Below are 16,532 nucleotides of genomic sequence, written 5' to 3'. Positions count from 1 at the left end.
AATAAAGTTGTCGGTTGTCATCCGCCGGATCATTCCGGAAGCTTGAAGTCGATGGTCTGTGTCGCGAAGCCTTCGATCGGCGTGTCACCACGCTTGGCTGGAATGAACTTCCAGTTGCGTACGGCTTCCACGGCGGCTTCGTCCAGTACCGGTTTGCCGCTGGACCTGGTCACCTCGACACTGCCCGCGCGGCCATTGGGCAGAACCTTGATGCGCAGAATCACGCGCCCCTCCCAACTGCGCCGCAATGCCAGCCCCGGATACTCGGGCGGTGGATTGCCAAGGCTGGCGAGCCCTGAAACGGCGGCGCTTTCCTTGACCGGTGCTGCTGGTGCAGCAGGCGCGGGCGAAGGTGTCGGCGGTGCCGGTGTACTCGGGGCGGCGGGCGCGGGTGGCGTCGGTGGAGCAGGCGGCCTCGGTTTTTGCACAGGCTCCGGTTTCTTGACCGGTTTGGGCTTTTCGACTTTCGGCTTTTCCACCGGTTTGGGCGGTGGCTTGACCGCGTCCGGGTCCTCCACCGGCTGTTCGGGCTCGGGTGGCGGAGGAGGCGGCGGAGGTGGAGGTGGCTCCGGTGGTGGTGCTTCCGGTGTTGGCGGTGCAGGGCTGGTCAGCTCAATTGTCATTTCCGGAACTTGGGGTGCAACTTCTGGAAGCTCGGCCTTTGCGGTCTGCATGTACCACCAGACCGCACCATGAATAAGTACCGACGCGGCTATCAATAAGAAAGCCTGCGGTTTATTCAGACTGCCAGGTCGTGAGGTATTGGCTTTAAACGGAATACTTTGCCATGCCGTGGGAACTTCTCCGGGCGATGGATCAGAGACCGCCTTCAGGGTTGCCGCATCATTCATTAACGCTCCCTCGGGTAGTTGAAGGGCAATAAAAGTCCGTTTGAACATAGGGTGAATGTTCAAATGCTGAAGCGCTGCACATTTAACAGGGTGCACGATTCCTGAGGGCGAAAGTTGTGCTAAGGCCCAAGGAGGACAAACGGTTTATCAACTTATGAAGAGGGCATTGATCGTCCTTTTTCTTGTCGCGTGTCCAAACGTATCGATGTGTTTCTGAATGCTTACAAAGCAACCGCTATGCCAGAAAACAGCGCTTTACGGCCTGCCATGGCTGAGCGGGAGCGCATGTCGCATTCCTGTAATTTTTTATCGAATCCAGTAGAAAGTTGACCGTGATCGGTTCTTGGTGAATGAGTAAGACCCGAAACTTAAGGGCGAATGAATACCCTCTGTTTTTTCAGACGAAATCAAAAAGGCCGTCGTTAGAATCCAGAAACTGGATGCACCAAACTTGCATAAGTCGGATCAAGTTGGTGCATTTGAAAATCAAGGGCTCACGTGGGCACTCTCCTCAATGAAATAGGGCATGTTCCTGGGCGTAAATAAAAAGCTGGACGAGTGAGTCCGCCCGCTCTTAGTGAATGGTGGCTATTTGAAACTAGTTTGTAGATTGTCGGACGATGTCCGATTCATTTAGTTGAATAATTATTCTCGTTTAGAACCTGCCAATAAGCCGTGGATAAAAGAAAGATCATGAGTCGAAAAATAGAAAGAGGGCTGTGAATACTCACTTCCCGGAGCGCCAGCGAACTAAAAAGAGAAAGGGGGAGCCTAGGGCGAGAGAACGTCCACGGAAGGACAGGTCCCGCCGCGTGGCAAGAGGAGGGGTAAAAGGGGCAGCGAGTGCTGATGGGACACGAGTGGATCTCCTTATCTGGAGAGACATGCGGCTTTTGGCCGGGCCTCTGCACCGTTTATGGACGCTGTGGCATCCGTTGACTGCAGAGTGGTGCGGGATGAGCACTATCAATGCAGAAAAGCCAGTGGTTTCTGGCACGGGCGTTCCACTAGAAAGAAATGTGCCAACTTGTGTCTATTTGTACCGAATGACTTACGAACTGTTCCAAAAGCGTCAGTGGATTCATTCACGACATGGGATGGAACCCGAACGACCCCGAGGACACTCACCACGACTTAACCGTTCTGGGAGCGCTCTGAAATGTTCAACGGGTTCGCACGTGTGCTGGGCAATATCAGTGTCAGATCGAAATTGACCCTTGGGTTTGTCAGCGTGTTATCGCTGACGACCCTGATTGCGGTCTTTGGCTGGATGGAAATCGACATCCTGCGTGAGCGTGGCCACAAGCTGACGGCGATTGCCGAGCTCAATGAAATGGTGCGAGACATGCGCATCGGCCGACTGAATTACACCCTTGCACCCAGTGCGGAGCGTGCGGCAACCGTGCGCACGATAAACGAGAACCTTGAGGCTCATTACGTCGATATCAGGCCCAGGTTCCACAGCCCGTCGGACTTGACGCTGGTCCACAACGGCATTGAAGCGACCCGGCACTATCGCAGCCATTTCCAGGATTTCGTTCAGGCCACACAGGCCCATGATGACGCGAAGATCAGGTCGGCCCAGGAAGGGCTGGACGCTGAAGTCGCCCATCTTTTCGAGGCCAGCAAACAGTTGCGCATCAGCCAGAACGGCAAGCTCGACAAGGATGTGGCACAGGCGAAAGTCATGCTGGGCAGTGCAACGGCTTTTGCGCTGCTTCTCGGTGCCCTGGCGGCCTGGGGTATCACCCGCCTGATTGTCGTGCCGCTGATGGCGACCCTGCGCTGTGCCGAACGAGTGGCCGCTGGTGATTTGAGTGTCGAGATTCAGGTGGATCGCAAGGATGAACTGGGCCTTCTGCAAGCCAGCATGCAACGCATGACCGCCAGCCTGCGTGACCTGATCGGCGGCATTCGCGACGGTGTGGTTCAGTTGGCCAGCGCCTCCGAGCAGTTGTCGGCTGTCACGGAGCAGACCAGCGCCGGTGTCACCAGTCAGAAGAGCGAAACGGATCAGGTGGCCGTCGCCATGAACGAGATGGCCGCAACGGTGCAGGAAGTGGCCCGCAATGCCGAAGAGGCTTCCAATGCCGCCATCGCGGCTCATGAAGAAACCCGCAAAAGCGATGAGGTCGTGGTTCAGGCCCTTGACCAGATCGGACGCCTGGCCGAAGAGGTCAATCACTCGACTCACGCCATGAGCGAACTGAGCCGTGAAAGCGACAAGATTGGTACCGTGCTGGATGTGATCAAGTCGGTTGCCCAGCAGACCAACCTGCTGGCTCTGAACGCAGCCATCGAAGCGGCCCGTGCAGGCGCAGCCGGTCGTGGTTTTGCCGTGGTGGCCGACGAAGTCCGCAGCCTGGCGCAGCGTACTCAGGCGTCGACAGAAGAAATCGAAGGGCTGGTCAGCAGCCTGCAGAGCGGCACACAGAAAGTGGCTTCGATTCTGGACAGCAGTCGGGCGCTGACTGAAAGCAGCGTGGAATTGACCCGGCGCGCAGGCACTTCACTGATGAGCATCAGCCGCTCGGTGTCCACCGTGGAGCAGATGAACACACAAATCGCCGCTGCCGCTGAACAACAGAGCATCGTCGCCGATGAAATCAATCGTCGTGTCGTGAACGTGCGGGTGATCTCTGAACAGACCTTCGTTGCCAGCGGCGAAACCGCCATGTCCAGCACCGAACTGGCACGGCTGGGTGGCAGTTTGCAGGCGAGTGTGGGGCGGTTCAGGTTCTGAAACGACAACGGATGATAGGGGGCAACGATACCTCAAGCCCCTCTATCATCCGTGACCGTGCCTTCAGCTGCTTCTTCACTGGCTGAAATGAAGCTTGATGAAAGGCAAACCGACTGCGGCAATCACCAGCATCATGGCTACCAGCCAGAGTGGAAACGGTATCTGGCTCTTGAAAGACAACCAGCACCCTCCAGCAAGCGTCATCAGGCAGGTTGAGTAGCACATCAGAAACTTGGGAGAGGTCAGGTCATTGGTGCTGGGCAATGCAACTGAAAGCAGTACGCCAATGATTAGCAGCACCGGCAAGAGGTAGACGTGCATAGGTGCGCTTTGCATTGTCAGGCCCCCGATTGGCTGCTCGAACTGCTTGAGCTGCTGGGTGAACTGAAAGAGTCGTAAATATAAGCACCGGCAAACGCACCTGCTGCGCCACCTGCGATGAACCCGACTGCGGCACCGACCGGACCGGCAAAGGCACCGACTGTCGCGCCAGCCTGAGCCCCGGCCCATGCCCCTACAGCACCACCGGCACCAGCCCCGGCCACAGCACCTGCTACTGCCGCATCGCCACGGTCAGCACCGGTAACGGCATCCATTTCCTGCTCTGTAAGAACTCTCATGACAACTCCCTATTAATCCGATCAACCAATTAATTGCTTCGACAGTGTAGGTAGCGCTTACACCCCATACAACCCTACATCTGTAGGGGGCGTTTCACTTCAACGGCCATTACGCAATGCCCAGTTTGACAAGAAGTGCCAGGCGGCCATCAACTTCCATTTTCTTGAATACCGAACTCAGGTGATCCCTGACGGTATATTCACTGATGCTGATTTTCTGGGCGATCTGCTTGTTGCTCATGCCCTCGGCCAACAGGCTGACCACCAGGGTTTCTCGGTTGGTCAATCGGCTTTTCAACTCAGTCTGTTTGAGCGTCGACATGGCTTCCCCCTTGAGAATACTGAGCCGTTCGGCTGGTAAAAGTCCTTTTCTTGCGGGAAAGCCAGTGTGCAGGCCCGGCCCCCCAAGGCGCTGCTGCCAGTATTTCCCGGGCCGCCAAGGCCCCGTAACCGGGTTTGCAACAGAAGTCCAGAATCCAGATATCCCCCTTTTCGTTCCATTCCGAGGGATGCAGGTTGAACGCTGGATCAGAAACCAGTCGTGCCTGCGTATCGGCTGCCAGCGTGGCCCATGTCATGTAGGCCAATGGCAAACCGTTATTGCTGTACACGAAATAGATCTGACCATGCTGTATTGCGAATTCGGTCCATTGTTGCAGGCACGACACGGGGTAAGTGCTGTAATTCTTGTTATACAACATGCACCTGACCGCCATGCCCAGTTGCTCGTACATGCCATAGTCACGGTCTGGGCAGGGGGTATGTTTGATATAAGGATTCATATCGTCGCCCCTTCAAACAACGCCCGGGCAGAGGCTATCTTGCGAGTCGTCAGATGATGCAGCGCTGCCCGGATATCGATGCCCCTGTCTTCTGTCGACAGGATCGAGCTGATCTCCTGCAACATGTGTCTTTTTTGCAACTCGGTACGCACACCATATTTTCTGTCTATATACGCTTCAATGTGCTCGGTTCGTTCCAGTGGGCTGGCAATGCTGACGGCTCCGCTGCCAAGTGTGGTGCGTAATGCCGCTATGCAGGCGCTTATCTGAGCGTGCAGTTTCTGATCCAGGCCGGGGCCGTGAGCCTGACCGCTGCGTGTCGGGCACAGGATATCGGCCACGAGTGCAGATAAGGTCTGACGCATGAGTTCGCCACCGTCGCGGCCATATCGGGCGTGATAGAACGATATCAAGCGGGCGATCAACATGGCGGTGCGGTACAGGGCATTGAAACCTTCTTCGTTTTTTATGGCCGTCACCGTAATGCCGGCCAGACTCAGTTGCTGCATGGCGCAGCAGACATTGAGTTCCTGGTTGAACACCTGTGTCACATGGCGTTTCAAGTCCTCCGAAAAGCTCCGGTCGAACAGATGCTTGCCCAGATACAGGCAGAGATCCTGCAATCCCTGCAGCAGTGTTTCAGGCTCGCTGATCAGGCTGTTGAATTTCACCTTGAACTCAAAATCGTAAGGATCGTCTGTCGGCGACAGGCAAAAGACCCCGTTGAAGTCGAGCAACCGACCGTCAAGTGCAACATTGGAGGGCGATGTCGTAAGCATGATCATGCGGGTTCGGCAGAAAGCCATTTGTCGGGCCTGGCGTCTGGCCAGCTCGATCAACCCTTCCGCGCATTTTTTTTCCAGCCCGTGATAATTCAGGCCGACACATGGCTCGCTCGGTTCGGGAAGCATGTAGGGCAGCTTCCCGATGGCAATGCCAACGCGCTCATGGTCGTGGTGAATATGATCGATGAGTTGCGGTTGTGGCTTGAAGTAGGGCGCACGCTCGAAATGCGCGGGACGGATCACCGGTTCCCTGACCAGCAATGCCTTGCGTACACGTCGGCTGTTGCGTTCAAAATCGATGTTGATGTATTGGTCTGTGCGCAAGACAGCCAGAGAGTGGACAGCCCCGTAAGGGAGCAGGACGGCCAGGATTTCACCCCAGATGGATTCATAGATGGCGTAGTCCTCGGCCAGGGCGCCATTGGAGTGATGCCGATCGGTTCCGACACCGACCAGAGGGTTGGCCCCTATGCCTTTGACCTGATAGCGACCATCGAACCCACAGCGTGCACCCCCGCCGTTCTGGACGATTCCGCTCCCGCCATAGCGTTCGGCGAAGAACGTTTTCGACTCGACCTCGGGTGCTGTCGAGTCGATGGCGTAGGAGCAGGCCGACGACAAGTCGACCTCATCTTTCAAGGTTGCACCGGCCCAGATCAGTTGAGTGTCGATAGGGCGTGCCTGGAAAGGGACGAGATTTTCCGGAAGGTCGCTCAATGACCATTGTGTCTGCATCTGTGATTATCCTTCGACCAACGTGCCAGGTTGCGGTGTCGTGGCCTTGTCGGCGGCCGGCCTGGTTTTGCCCAGAATGCTGTCCAGGTGTCCGGCGATAGCTTTGAGTGCTTCCGTTCTCGCCATGCCCGGATGATCCGAATCGATGTTCAGGTTGGTTATTCGGCCGTTTACGTAAGGCCGCCATGCTTCCAGCGTCAGCCAGTCTTCCGCCCGTGGACGGGCAGCCGTGAAGAACAGCATGTTTCCGTTGAAGACGTTGTGTTGCGAACCGCCAACCAGGCGCCGACTGTTGATGACGACGTCAATCAGCCGATCCAGTGTTGCATCGTCCAGGCTGGCCAGAGCGTTGCCCTGGCATCGAAGCATTGCGATCACCTGGGCGCGCTCAAGAAACTCGCCACGGGGAATCGTCAGCGATGGCAGTCCGCGATCAAAGGGCAGGGGAATACCGGCAATGAACAACAAGGCCGCCAGCGCCATGCTTTCTTCTTCACGTGGCGATTGTTCGGTGAATGCGAAGCGACGCCACAGGTCACTGGGATAGGCATCCATCAGTGCCAACAGCTCGACATGCCGCCCCTGCCTTTCAAGACGGGCTGCCACGTCATGCGCGATCATGCCGCCCACCGACCAGCCAATGATCCAGTAGGGACCGTCGGGTTGATAGGCGCAGATCCTGTCGACGTAATCACGGGCCATGGCGTCCATGGACGTTGCAATGGACGAACCGGGGGCCAGGCCATCGGCCTGTATGCCTACGATTCGGCAAGGCGTCTTGAGGAACCGGGCGATACCGCTGTAGCACCAGGAGATGCCACCTGCCGGGTGAATACAGAACAGGGTCGGCAGCCCTGCCTGTTCATTCGGCGCTGGCCGTAACAACAAGGCTGACGCAAGCATGTCCAGTTCCCCGCCATCGCCGTGTGCGGCAAGCGCTCGCGGAGTCGGGTGGGCAAAGAGGGTCGCGATCGAGATTTTCCAGCCTAGCCCTGCGTTGATTCGTGCTGCCATATCGACAGCGGTCAGTGAATGCCCGCCCAGCTCGAAGAAGTTGTGTTCGGGGCCGATGCCCGGGCGCTCAAGCACATCAGTGAAATATTCACATATCCGCTGTTCCACCAGACCCACCGGCACTCCCTGTTCGATCCGGTCATCGGAGGGGAGTGGCAGGCGGCCTCGATCAAGCTTGCCATTACCGGTCGTGGGCAATTCATCGAGCAGGACTATGCGCTGGGGCACCATGTAGTCGGGAAGGTATTCACGTGCATGCTCGCGCAGCATGGTTTCGCTGCACTGACCGGAAGCGACCGCATAGGCCACCAGCCGGTCGCCATGCACGGCCGCACATGCGGAGGCAATGTTTTCGTGCCTGAGCAGGACGCTTGCAATTTCGTCGAGCTCGATGCGCACGCCACGAATCTTTACCTGATGATCGATACGGCCCAGGAACTCGATCTCACCGTTCGCGCACCAACGCGCAAGGTCCCCGGTGCGATACAGGCGCTGTCCGGCATTGTCGATGAACTTCTCGGCGGTCAGTGCTGGTTGCCCGATATAACCGTCAGCCAGACAAATACCTTCGATGAACAGTTCGCCGATCGCCCCGACCGGCATGGCTTCTGCCTCTTCGCCAAGAATATGGATACGGGTGTTCCAGATCGGGCGACCGATTGGCACTGTGCGCTCAGTGTGTTGCTCGTCGACGGGATGATGGGTGACATCGATGGCCGCTTCGGTGGGGCCATACAGGTTGAACAGCGAGGCCTTCAGTAAACGCCGGAAGCGTTCGGCCAGTTCCCGAGGCAATGCTTCTCCGCTGGCGAACACCCTGCTCAGGTTCGATGAGCCCTGGCGACGTTCTTGAGCATCGACGAACAGTGCCAGCATCGAGGGCACGAAATGCAAGGTCGTGATGCCATGGCGCTCGATGCAATCGAGCAGGTAATCGGGGTCGGTATGTCCCTGTTCACGAGCCATAACCAATGTGGCACCGCTGATCATTGGCCAGAAGAACTCCCAGATCGACACATCGAAGGTCACAGGGGTCTTTTGCAATACGCGATCATGACCTTCCAGTCCGTACTGTGCCTGCATCCATTGCAGCCGGTTGGCCAGGGCCAGATGATTGACCTGCACACCCTTGGGCTCACCGCTGGAACCCGAAGTGAACAGAATATAGGCCGCCTCGGTGCCGGTGATCCGGGGGAGCGGCTCTTGGATGGCGTTGTGCAGTTGTTCTATCGGCAGCCTGAGGATGTGTCCGGGAACGTTATCGTGATCCCTGGTCGAAGCAATCACCAGGCTCGCCTGTGCTTGCTCCAGCATGTGCGACAGACGTTTCATCGGTGTCTGTGACGAGAGCGGCAGGAGCACAGCCCCTGCCCGAAGTACAGCCAGCATCGCCACTTGCAGCTCGACGCTGCGATCAAGCATCACCGCGACGACCTTGCCTCTCGCATCACCGAGGGCTTTCTGCAGCCCGTGCGCGACGCCTTGCGTCTGCTCATCAAGTTCGCGATAGGTCAGGTGCCGGGATTCATCGAGCACGGCAATTCGTTGCGGATGGGTGCTGGCCTGTTTTTCGAACAGGTCGAGAATATTATCGGACGCGAGCAGGTGATCGGTCGCATTCCAGGTTTCGATCAGGTCCCGCTCCCTTGCACATGCAAACGGCAGATGGGCCATGGGGACGGCCGGTGCGGCAAGTAACTGCCCGAGCCAGTGCTGCATGCGCTCAAGATGCAGATTCAGGTCAGTGAGCGTATGGCGTTCGCCATTGGCAATGAGCTTGACGGTATGTATCTGGAGATCGCTACCGACTTCCACATGCAGGTTAAGGTCGCGGACCGGTCCTGTTGCGACATGCTCGAGGGATGAACTCAGTCCGGTAAAGCCCGGTAAGGGCAGGCACGGGAGGATATTGAGTTCTATTCCATAAAGCGGCAAGGCATCGCCGATGCGTCCCAGTTCTCGACTGATCCATTCGGAGCGATAGCGCTGATGGGCAATCACGTCCTTGCGGCTTTTGCCGACCACGGTGCAGGCATCGATAAAACTGGCGACTCCGGGAAGCTCGAAATCCAGTGGCAGGATATTGCTGCGGGTGATTGCAGCCTGGGCGCTGCTGGCATCCAGACGCCCCATCAGCGGCAGCCCGAACAGCATCTGTTGTCTATTGTTGAACCGTGAAAAGTAGCTGCCGAACAGCGCAATCAACGCATCGGCGAGCGGTATTCTGGAGCGCTGGTGAAAATTCTTCAGGGCTACGGCGAGTGACCGGGGAATATGGCATTGGGCCTGAATGCGCATGCCGGACAGCTCATACGGGGCGGCACCGGAAAAGGTGGGGGCGACGAAACGCTTGCCTCGTTCAAGCCAGAAGTGCCGATCGAGAATGTACTGCATGCTTGACCGATAGGCGCTGTCTTCGGCACGCAAGGCATCCAGGTGGAGGTAGGTGCATGATTTTACGGGGGTTGCGTTCATCAGCGCGTGATAGTGCTCTGCGGCCCGCCTGTGAAGGAGGTGGTAGGCATAGGAGTCAAAAGCAATGTGATGAATGCGGGAAAGCCAGATAACCTCGTGATCGCTCACGTGGTAAAGGCAATGCCCGTGCAGTTCGTTGCTGCCCAGGTCGCCAGTGGACTTCAGGCTTTCGGCGATCATTGCCTGTGCGGCTTGTCCGGGATCAGGTTTCCCGCGCAGGTCGCATACTTCAAGCAACGGGGCCTGTGATCGTTTCTCCAGTACGGGTCTGCCCTGCACGCTGATATAGCGGATGCTCAGGACCTCGCAATCCACCAGGGCACAGGATATCGCGCGGTGTAATCGTTCCATATCAAGGTCGCCATGCAGTCGCAGTGCTTGCGCTGTCATGTAAAGCGCCGATGACTGTGCGGCCTGAGAGGCGTACCAGATACCGGCCTGGGCATCGAGTAATGAGTCGTCGGCCGGATTGACAAAGTCCATGTCTTGTTTCACCTGATGACAAGAATCCAATAGCGAACTAGCAGCCCAGCGTTGCACCGCCATCCACCGTGAGGTCATGCAAGGTGATGTGGCTGGCACGTTCGGAAGCCAGAAACAGAATCGTCTGCGCCACTTCCCGGGGGCTGGCGATCTTGCCGAGCGGGATGCCGACACGGAAGGTTTCCGGTACGCCTTTCAGGGTTTTTTCCACGGCGCTGCTGTCACTTAACAGCTGCGCCAGCATCGGGGTGTCGGTTGAGCCTGGCGAGACACTGTTGCAGCGTATGCCATAAGGCGCGACCTCCAGAGCGACGCAACGGCTCAGGCTGAGGAGTGCGGCCTTGGAAGCGCAGTAAGCGGCCATGTTCGACCTGGGCACACTGGCAGCGTTTGAAGCAACATTGACGATTGCTCCCTGACGTCGCTCCTTGAAGACCGGAATCAGCAGCCTGAGCAGGTGAAAGGCACCGCTGACGTTGACGTCGAAGCAGCGCTGCCAATCCGTTAGCGATAGTTGCGAACAGTCACCCTGCACCAGAATACCGGCGGCGTTGATCAGCACATCCGGTACCAGGTCTTGCGCCAACAACCTTGCACAGGTCTCTGCCACCTGTTGCGTGTCAGTAATATCCAGGTGCATGCATTCAAAAGGGTATTCGGCTTCGGTAAAGGCCACATCCAGACCGATAACGCGAGCCCCGTCGTCTTGAAGGGCCGTAGCGGTCGCCAGGCCAATGCCTTGTCCCGCACCTGTGACCCAGGCAACTTTTCCGTGGAATTCCCCTGTCTTCATGGTGTGACCTCGGCCAGGACGCAGGAAGCATTACGTGCTCTGGACAGCGTGTCCCACCAGCCGTTGAAGGTCGGCTTTTGCAGGATGTCTTCGAGTCGGACCCTGATACCGGCTTCGTTCCATACCGAGATCAGGTTCATCACTTGCAGGGAGTCCAGCCCGTAATCCATCAGGTTGGCATCGAGGTCCAGCGTCTGGCCGGTCGATGCGGTCAGGATGTTCAAATGACGTAACAGTCCTTCGCGTGACAGCAAATCGTTGCCAGCGTTGAGGACCTGTTCAAGAGACACCACGGTTCCACAACAGTCTGCGACCTGACTCAAGGCCTGATGATGGGAGCGTTCGGAGAAGTCGGCCATGCAGTCTCCCGCCACGAAGGCCTGGATATCCAGCATGAAGGCATCGAGTGCCGTGGCCATACAGCCGATATGGGCATAGACGCCGCAGATCAGTAATTGATCCCGGTGCTGTTCACGCATGATGTTTTCAAGGTTGGAGTGGCGAAAGGCGCTGTAACGCCATTTCTGGATGACGATATCGTCCGGGCCTGGCGACAGTTCAAAAGCGATGAATTGCTGCTCGGTATTGGCTGCCGTAATGCCGGGTCCCCACATCGGGGTCAGCAGCCCTCGACGTTCGGCGGGTTGCACCTGCGGCTGGGCGCTGTAGACCACCGGTACGCCGTTGTCTCTGGCCCATTGGCACAGTCGGGCGCAGTGAGCCTTGAGCCTGGCCAGCAGATCACCGTCCTGCTCGAAAAATGCCAGGAAGTACTCCTGCATGTCATGCACCAGCAACATGCAGCGCTCGGGGTCGACTTTCCAGTCCACTCGGTTGGCGGGGAAGTCAGATACGGTCGGCATCGGATAATCGGCGATTCTTGCGATGGTCATGGCGGGCTCTGCTTGAAAGTTTGCCGGAGGAATACTTTGTTGATTTTCCCGACTGGGGTGAGTGGCATGTGCTCGATGTATTCGAGGCGGTCGGGCAGCTTGTAATCGGCGATGCCGCGATCCCTGAGAAAACCACGCACCTGTGGTAGCGAAAGCGATTCTTCGCTGACCAGGAAGGCGCAGCTTTTTTCACCCATCAGCGGGTCGGCATAAGCCACCAGTGCGGCCTGATGGATCGAGGGGTGCGATAACAGCAGTCGTTCGACTTCTTCCGCGGCAATCTTCTCTGCGCCACGATTGATCTGGTCCTTGACGCGTCCCACCACTTTCAATCGGCCATCGACGCTTCGCTTGACCAGGTCGCCAGTGTGGTAGAAACCCTCTGAGTCGAAGACCGTCGCATTGTGTTCGGGGCTGAGGTAGTAACCACGAACCGTATAAGGACCACGCGTGGCCAGCATGCCGACCTCGCCAGCCGCTACAGGATGACCTTCGGCATCCAGCACGCGCACCTCGTCATCTTCACTCATGGGGCGTCCCTGAGAGGCGAACAGCGCTTCGCCATCATCCTCCAGGTCGGTGTAGGCCACCATGCCCTCTGCCATTCCGAAGACTTGCTGCAAGCGACAACCGAATGTTTGGGGAACCTGTCTTGCCAGGTGCTCGGAAAAACTGGCTCCACCCACCTGAATCAGCTTGAGCGAGCCGAGTCCGGGTGATGATCTCTGTGCAGCCTGAACCCAGAGGGCGACGGCGGGAGGCACCAGTGCGACGTGGGTGACGGCATGTTGTTCGATAACCCGGAAACACTCGTAAGGCTCTGGCGTCGCTGTCATGACGACGCAGGCACCTGCATCGAAAAAACCCAGTGCGCCGGGCGAACTCAACGGATAGTTGTGGGCGGCCGGAAGGGCGCACAGGAAACGGTCCTGCGGTAGCAGCCGGCAAACCTGCACGCTGCGTCGCACGCTATAGAAGTAATCGTTATGGGTTCTGGGAATGAGCTTGGGTGTTCCCGTACTGCCGCCGGACAATTGGAAAAAGGCCACTTGCCCTGCATCGAGGGAGGGCAGTCTGACTGGCGTGGCAGGCTCGTGGTCGAGCAGGGACTCAAGGCGCCCGGCATGCTCCGGGTCCTGCGAACTCAATACCACTTCAAGTCCAGGGTGAGCGGCACGAAGCTGATCGATGAACGCCATGCCGGAAAACAACGGGTGATCCTGCTCGGCGATCAGCAGCCTGGGTTTGATCTGAGTCGCGTAGTTTGCAAGCTCCAGGCTCCGGTGACTGTACAGTGCGTTGACAGGTGCCACGCCGATACTCAGCAGGGCAAAGAACACGATGTAGAAGTCGGCCCGGTTGCTCAGCTGGACCAGCGCAGTGTCCCCCTGCACGATACCCAGTGCTTGAAAATGACCGGCCAGACGCTGGGTCAGCAATTTGAAATGGCGATAATCGAGCTGTCGCTCGCCATCGATGATTGCAAGGGCGTCAGGGCGCTGTTGAGCATGCCGGTCAAGCATTTCCGTCAGCGGCAGGTCTTGCCAGTAGCCCTTGTCGCGATAGCGCTGTGCCAATTCAGCCGGCCATGGCGTGAATGCAATCGTCATGTACACACCTCTTCGGTGACGCCCAATGCCTGTAACAGGGTCGAGAGTTTGGTGTTGGTTTCCTGCCATTCGGCCGTCGGTGAGGAGTCTGCGACGATCCCCGCCCCTGCGAAAAGGCGCAAAGTCCCGGCCAGATACTGGGCGCAGCGGATTGTGACTGCCCATTCACCATTGCCTTGAGCATCGGTCCAGCCGACCATTCCGGCATAGAGACCTCTGGCATGAGGCTCCAGGCGGTCTATCAGCTCCCATGCCGTCTGAGTCGGGTAGCCGCAGACGGCTGGCGTGGGATGCAGTCGGGCAGCCAGTTCCATTGCACTGGGGTAAGGTGTTTTCAATGTTGCGCTGATCGGGGTGCCCAAATGCCATAACGGCCCTGCCGGTACCAGAGAAGGACTGTTCGGGACCTCTACCTGCTCGCAGACCGGTGCCAGAATGTGTGCGATTTCATCGACGACGAACTGGTGTTCGCTCCGGTCCTTGTGCGAAGCCAGCAGTGCATGTGCTGCTTCTCTGTCCTGCTCGGCATGCCGATGCCTGGCCGTTGATCCGGCCAGTGGGAATGATTCGACACATGCCTCCTTGCGTCGCAGCAATAATTCAGGGCTGGCCCCTAACCAATAGTGATCTTCGCCCAGGGGCAGGTAGAAGTTATAAGCGCTCGGATAGAGTTCCAGAAGCCGGTCGACAATTGCATTTCCAGCGCCTTGCAAGTCGGCCCGGAGTTCCAGTGTGCGTGACAACACGGCCTTGTCCAGTTTTTTGTCAGCAATCTGTTTCAACACTTCGTCGACGGCAGAGACAAACTTGTGGTCCTGAAAGTGAGAATTATTGTTAGTCACTGGAATAATTTTTCGAGTGCGCTCAGTGCCCCGCTTCACCTTGTCGCGGTTATAGGCAATTGGCACAAAAATCTCGGGCGAGGCGCTCTTTGAAAACGGGATGGCGCCAACTATGACGGGGTTTTCGATCCCCGCTGCCTCCGCATCTTTCAGCAGGGCGCGTGCCCGATTCCATAGTTCAGCCGCGCTATCTCCTGTTCCGGAAGTCGAAGGGCGCATTCTTTGATGGACGCCAGTCGTTACCAAGTCTCCCGTAGGGGAGTGGTATCGAAAAGATATTTCAAGTCCTTGATCAGAAAGACAGTCTCTGATTGGTTGAGTAACTGAATCTTCCATTTTCAGTGCCGTGTGATTCCCTTAATTTACACTTCCATGATTCCAAGGTTTTCGTCAAGTGCCGCCTGGTTAAATACAGTACGCATTAATATGCTTATACATTGATGCAGGTCATGATCGTGTCGAGTAGTCCGGGTGTGTTGATTTTTTATAAGTGCGAAGGTACCTTACTCGCGATATTGAAATTATTTCCTATGTGCTATCAATGGATGATGAAACAGCACTCATGCAATGGACTGTCCGTAAGCCATACCAACTAACGCTCTCCCGTTTTGTGACGGCTCTGTGACATGGAGGCGCACGAACCCCTGTTTCGGAGTGAAGTGTTAGCGCACCAGAAAAGAGACGCGCTAGGTGAGATAATCCTCATTCCGCCGACATCGTTTTCATTTCTGGCATTGGGCGCATTTTGCCTGGCGGCCATCGTCATCGGCTTCATGTACTGGGGCAGTTATACGAAGCGCAGTACGGTCAGCGGCCAATTGATACCGGCCACCGGGCAGGTAAAAGTGTACGTGCCTCAGTCGGGAATCGTTCTGGAGAAGTGGGTTCACGAAGGGCAGACCGTGCAGCGTGGCGACCCTCTCGTGCGGCTGAGCAGCGAACGTTATGGCAACGATGCCGGACCTGTTCAGGCCACGATCAGTCAGCAACTCACCGTCCGGCGTGACTCACTGAGGGGAGAGCTGGAAAAGGTTCGCCGCCTGCAGGCGCATGACCGTGAAACACTCGACAGCAAGATCGCCAGCCTGCAACGGGAGTTGACCACGCTGGCAGGCCAGACTGAAAGCCAGCATCGGTTGGTGGCTCTGGCCACCGATGCTGCCCGCCGCTATCAGGGGCTGATGGACAAGGGGTATATCTCGATGGACCAGCTTCAGCAGCGCCAGGCTGAACTGCTGGGACAGCATCAGACTCTCCAGGGATTGCAGCGTGATCGCACCACACTCGAACAGGCATTGACCGAAAAACGCAACGAGCGGGCAGGGCTTTCCGAGCGTCAGGACAATCAATTGGCCGATATACAGCGCCAGGTTTCTACTGTGGAACAGGAGCTTTCCGAGAGCGAGGCACGGCGCGTATTGCTGGTCACAGCGCCTGAAGCCGGAGTTGTCACGGCAGCACTGGCAGAGGTCGGTCAGACCGTCGATACCTCCAGACCCTTGCTCAGCATCGTTCCGCTCGATACGCCTCTGGAGGCCGAGCTGTATGCGCCGAGTAAGTCCATCGGTTTTATCAAGCCTGGCGACGCCGTGCTGGTCAGATACCAGGCGTACCCCTACCAGAAGTTCGGCAAGTATCAGGGGGCGGTGCATTCGATCTCGCGCACCAGTATTTCATTCAATGAGCTGGCCAGCATGGTGGGCAGTGTGCCGAATGTCGGTCTCGACGGTGAACAATTCTATCGATTGCGTGTGCGCCTGGATGACCAGAACGTCATGGCGTATGGGCAGCCAAGAGCACTGCAAAGCGGCATGCTGCTCGAAGCGGACATCATTCAAGACCGGCGACGCCTTTATGAGTGGGTGCTCGAACCGTTGTACAGCCTGACCGGCAAACTATAAGGAGC

Annotated in this window: 13 protein-coding genes; 2 read left to right on the top strand and 11 right to left on the bottom strand. The window is 57.3% G+C overall.

Annotation, left to right across the window (positions count from 1 at the left end):
• Positions 1 to 29: 29 nt before the first annotated feature.
• The gene (locus tag ACIPY9_RS04185) at positions 30 to 851 is read right to left on the bottom strand and encodes an energy transducer TonB (RefSeq protein ID WP_400697240.1); all 822 of its coding nucleotides are present in this window, start codon (positions 849 to 851) and stop codon (positions 30 to 32) included.
• Between the two features lie 1,159 nt (positions 852 to 2,010).
• Between ACIPY9_RS04185 and ACIPY9_RS04180 the strand changes: the two genes are divergently transcribed.
• Positions 2,011 to 3,594 carry a methyl-accepting chemotaxis protein gene (locus tag ACIPY9_RS04180; protein ID WP_400697238.1) on the top strand — a complete coding sequence of 528 codons (1,584 nt, stop codon included), beginning with the start codon at positions 2,011 to 2,013 and terminating at the stop codon, positions 3,592 to 3,594.
• 75 nt (positions 3,595 to 3,669) lie between these two features.
• On the opposite strand, the gene ACIPY9_RS04175 is transcribed toward ACIPY9_RS04180, so the two are convergent.
• From ACIPY9_RS04175 to ACIPY9_RS04130, 10 genes are all read right to left on the bottom strand, one after another.
• Entirely contained in the window at positions 3,670 to 3,930 is a 261-nt protein-coding gene (locus ACIPY9_RS04175; protein ID WP_400697236.1) for a hypothetical protein, read from the bottom strand.
• A gap of 2 nt (positions 3,931 to 3,932) precedes the next feature.
• On the bottom strand, positions 3,933 to 4,214 hold the full coding sequence (locus tag ACIPY9_RS04170) for a hypothetical protein (protein ID WP_400697234.1): 282 nt from the start codon (positions 4,212 to 4,214) through the stop codon (positions 3,933 to 3,935).
• Positions 4,215 to 4,323: 109 nt separating this feature from the next.
• On the bottom strand, positions 4,324 to 4,536 hold the full coding sequence (locus ACIPY9_RS04165; protein ID WP_400697233.1) for a LuxR C-terminal-related transcriptional regulator: 213 nt from the start codon (positions 4,534 to 4,536) through the stop codon (positions 4,324 to 4,326).
• Positions 4,514 to 4,996, bottom strand: a complete 483-nt coding sequence (locus tag ACIPY9_RS04160) for a toxin-activating lysine-acyltransferase (protein ID WP_400697232.1) — start codon at positions 4,994 to 4,996, stop codon at positions 4,514 to 4,516. Before ACIPY9_RS04160 ends, ACIPY9_RS04165 begins: the two co-directional genes overlap by 23 nt.
• Entirely contained in the window at positions 4,993 to 6,516 is a 1,524-nt protein-coding gene (locus ACIPY9_RS04155) for a hypothetical protein (protein ID WP_400697231.1), read from the bottom strand. The genes ACIPY9_RS04160 and ACIPY9_RS04155 overlap by 4 nt, the downstream gene beginning before the upstream one ends.
• A 6-nt stretch (positions 6,517 to 6,522) precedes the next feature.
• On the bottom strand, positions 6,523 to 10,488 hold the full coding sequence (locus ACIPY9_RS04150) for an amino acid adenylation domain-containing protein (RefSeq protein ID WP_400697230.1): 3,966 nt from the start codon (positions 10,486 to 10,488) through the stop codon (positions 6,523 to 6,525).
• Between the two features lie 37 nt (positions 10,489 to 10,525).
• Positions 10,526 to 11,281: a 2,3-dihydro-2,3-dihydroxybenzoate dehydrogenase gene (dhbA, locus tag ACIPY9_RS04145; RefSeq protein ID WP_400697229.1), complete on the bottom strand. Its 756-nt coding sequence runs from the start codon at positions 11,279 to 11,281 to the stop codon at positions 10,526 to 10,528.
• Positions 11,278 to 12,174, bottom strand: a complete 897-nt coding sequence (locus ACIPY9_RS04140) for an isochorismatase family protein (protein ID WP_400697227.1) — start codon at positions 12,172 to 12,174, stop codon at positions 11,278 to 11,280. The genes dhbA and ACIPY9_RS04140 overlap by 4 nt, the downstream gene beginning before the upstream one ends.
• The gene (locus ACIPY9_RS04135) at positions 12,171 to 13,784 is read right to left on the bottom strand and encodes a (2,3-dihydroxybenzoyl)adenylate synthase (RefSeq protein WP_400697225.1); all 1,614 of its coding nucleotides are present in this window, start codon (positions 13,782 to 13,784) and stop codon (positions 12,171 to 12,173) included. The genes ACIPY9_RS04140 and ACIPY9_RS04135 overlap by 4 nt, the downstream gene beginning before the upstream one ends.
• Positions 13,781 to 14,845 (bottom strand): isochorismate synthase MenF, encoded by a 1,065-nt coding sequence (locus tag ACIPY9_RS04130; RefSeq protein ID WP_400697224.1) that lies wholly within the window; start codon positions 14,843 to 14,845, stop codon positions 13,781 to 13,783. Before ACIPY9_RS04130 ends, ACIPY9_RS04135 begins: the two co-directional genes overlap by 4 nt.
• A 425-nt stretch (positions 14,846 to 15,270) precedes the next feature.
• Here ACIPY9_RS04130 and ACIPY9_RS04125 point away from each other — a divergent pair, with 425 nt between their 5' ends.
• Positions 15,271 to 16,527 carry an HlyD family secretion protein gene (locus tag ACIPY9_RS04125; protein WP_400697417.1) on the top strand — a complete coding sequence of 419 codons (1,257 nt, stop codon included), beginning with the start codon at positions 15,271 to 15,273 and terminating at the stop codon, positions 16,525 to 16,527.
• Positions 16,528 to 16,532 lie beyond the last annotated feature (5 nt).

Source organism: Pseudomonas sp. NPDC089734 (assembly GCF_044748865.1).
Taxonomy (GTDB): Bacteria; Pseudomonadota; Gammaproteobacteria; order Pseudomonadales; family Pseudomonadaceae; genus Aquipseudomonas.
This window is presented reverse-complemented; position numbering and strand designations above follow the sequence as displayed.

Coding starts and splice junctions, on each gene's coding strand:
- ACIPY9_RS04170 (WP_400697234.1), bottom strand. CDS start 4,214: ATGAGAGTTCTTACAGAGCAGGAAATGGATGCCGTTACCGGTGCTGAC.
- dhbA (WP_400697229.1), bottom strand. CDS start 11,281: ATGAAGACAGGGGAATTCCACGGAAAAGTTGCCTGGGTCACAGGTGCG.
- ACIPY9_RS04165 (WP_400697233.1), bottom strand. CDS start 4,536: ATGTCGACGCTCAAACAGACTGAGTTGAAAAGCCGATTGACCAACCGA.
- ACIPY9_RS04185 (WP_400697240.1), bottom strand. CDS start 851: ATGAATGATGCGGCAACCCTGAAGGCGGTCTCTGATCCATCGCCCGGA.
- ACIPY9_RS04175 (WP_400697236.1), bottom strand. CDS start 3,930: ATGCAAAGCGCACCTATGCACGTCTACCTCTTGCCGGTGCTGCTAATC.
- ACIPY9_RS04160 (WP_400697232.1), bottom strand. CDS start 4,996: ATGAATCCTTATATCAAACATACCCCCTGCCCAGACCGTGACTATGGC.
- ACIPY9_RS04135 (WP_400697225.1), bottom strand. CDS start 13,784: ATGACGATTGCATTCACGCCATGGCCGGCTGAATTGGCACAGCGCTAT.
- ACIPY9_RS04180 (WP_400697238.1), top strand. CDS start 2,011: ATGTTCAACGGGTTCGCACGTGTGCTGGGCAATATCAGTGTCAGATCG.
- ACIPY9_RS04150 (WP_400697230.1), bottom strand. CDS start 10,488: ATGGACTTTGTCAATCCGGCCGACGACTCATTACTCGATGCCCAGGCC.
- ACIPY9_RS04130 (WP_400697224.1), bottom strand. CDS start 14,845: ATGCGCCCTTCGACTTCCGGAACAGGAGATAGCGCGGCTGAACTATGG.
- ACIPY9_RS04140 (WP_400697227.1), bottom strand. CDS start 12,174: ATGACCATCGCAAGAATCGCCGATTATCCGATGCCGACCGTATCTGAC.
- ACIPY9_RS04155 (WP_400697231.1), bottom strand. CDS start 6,516: ATGCAGACACAATGGTCATTGAGCGACCTTCCGGAAAATCTCGTCCCT.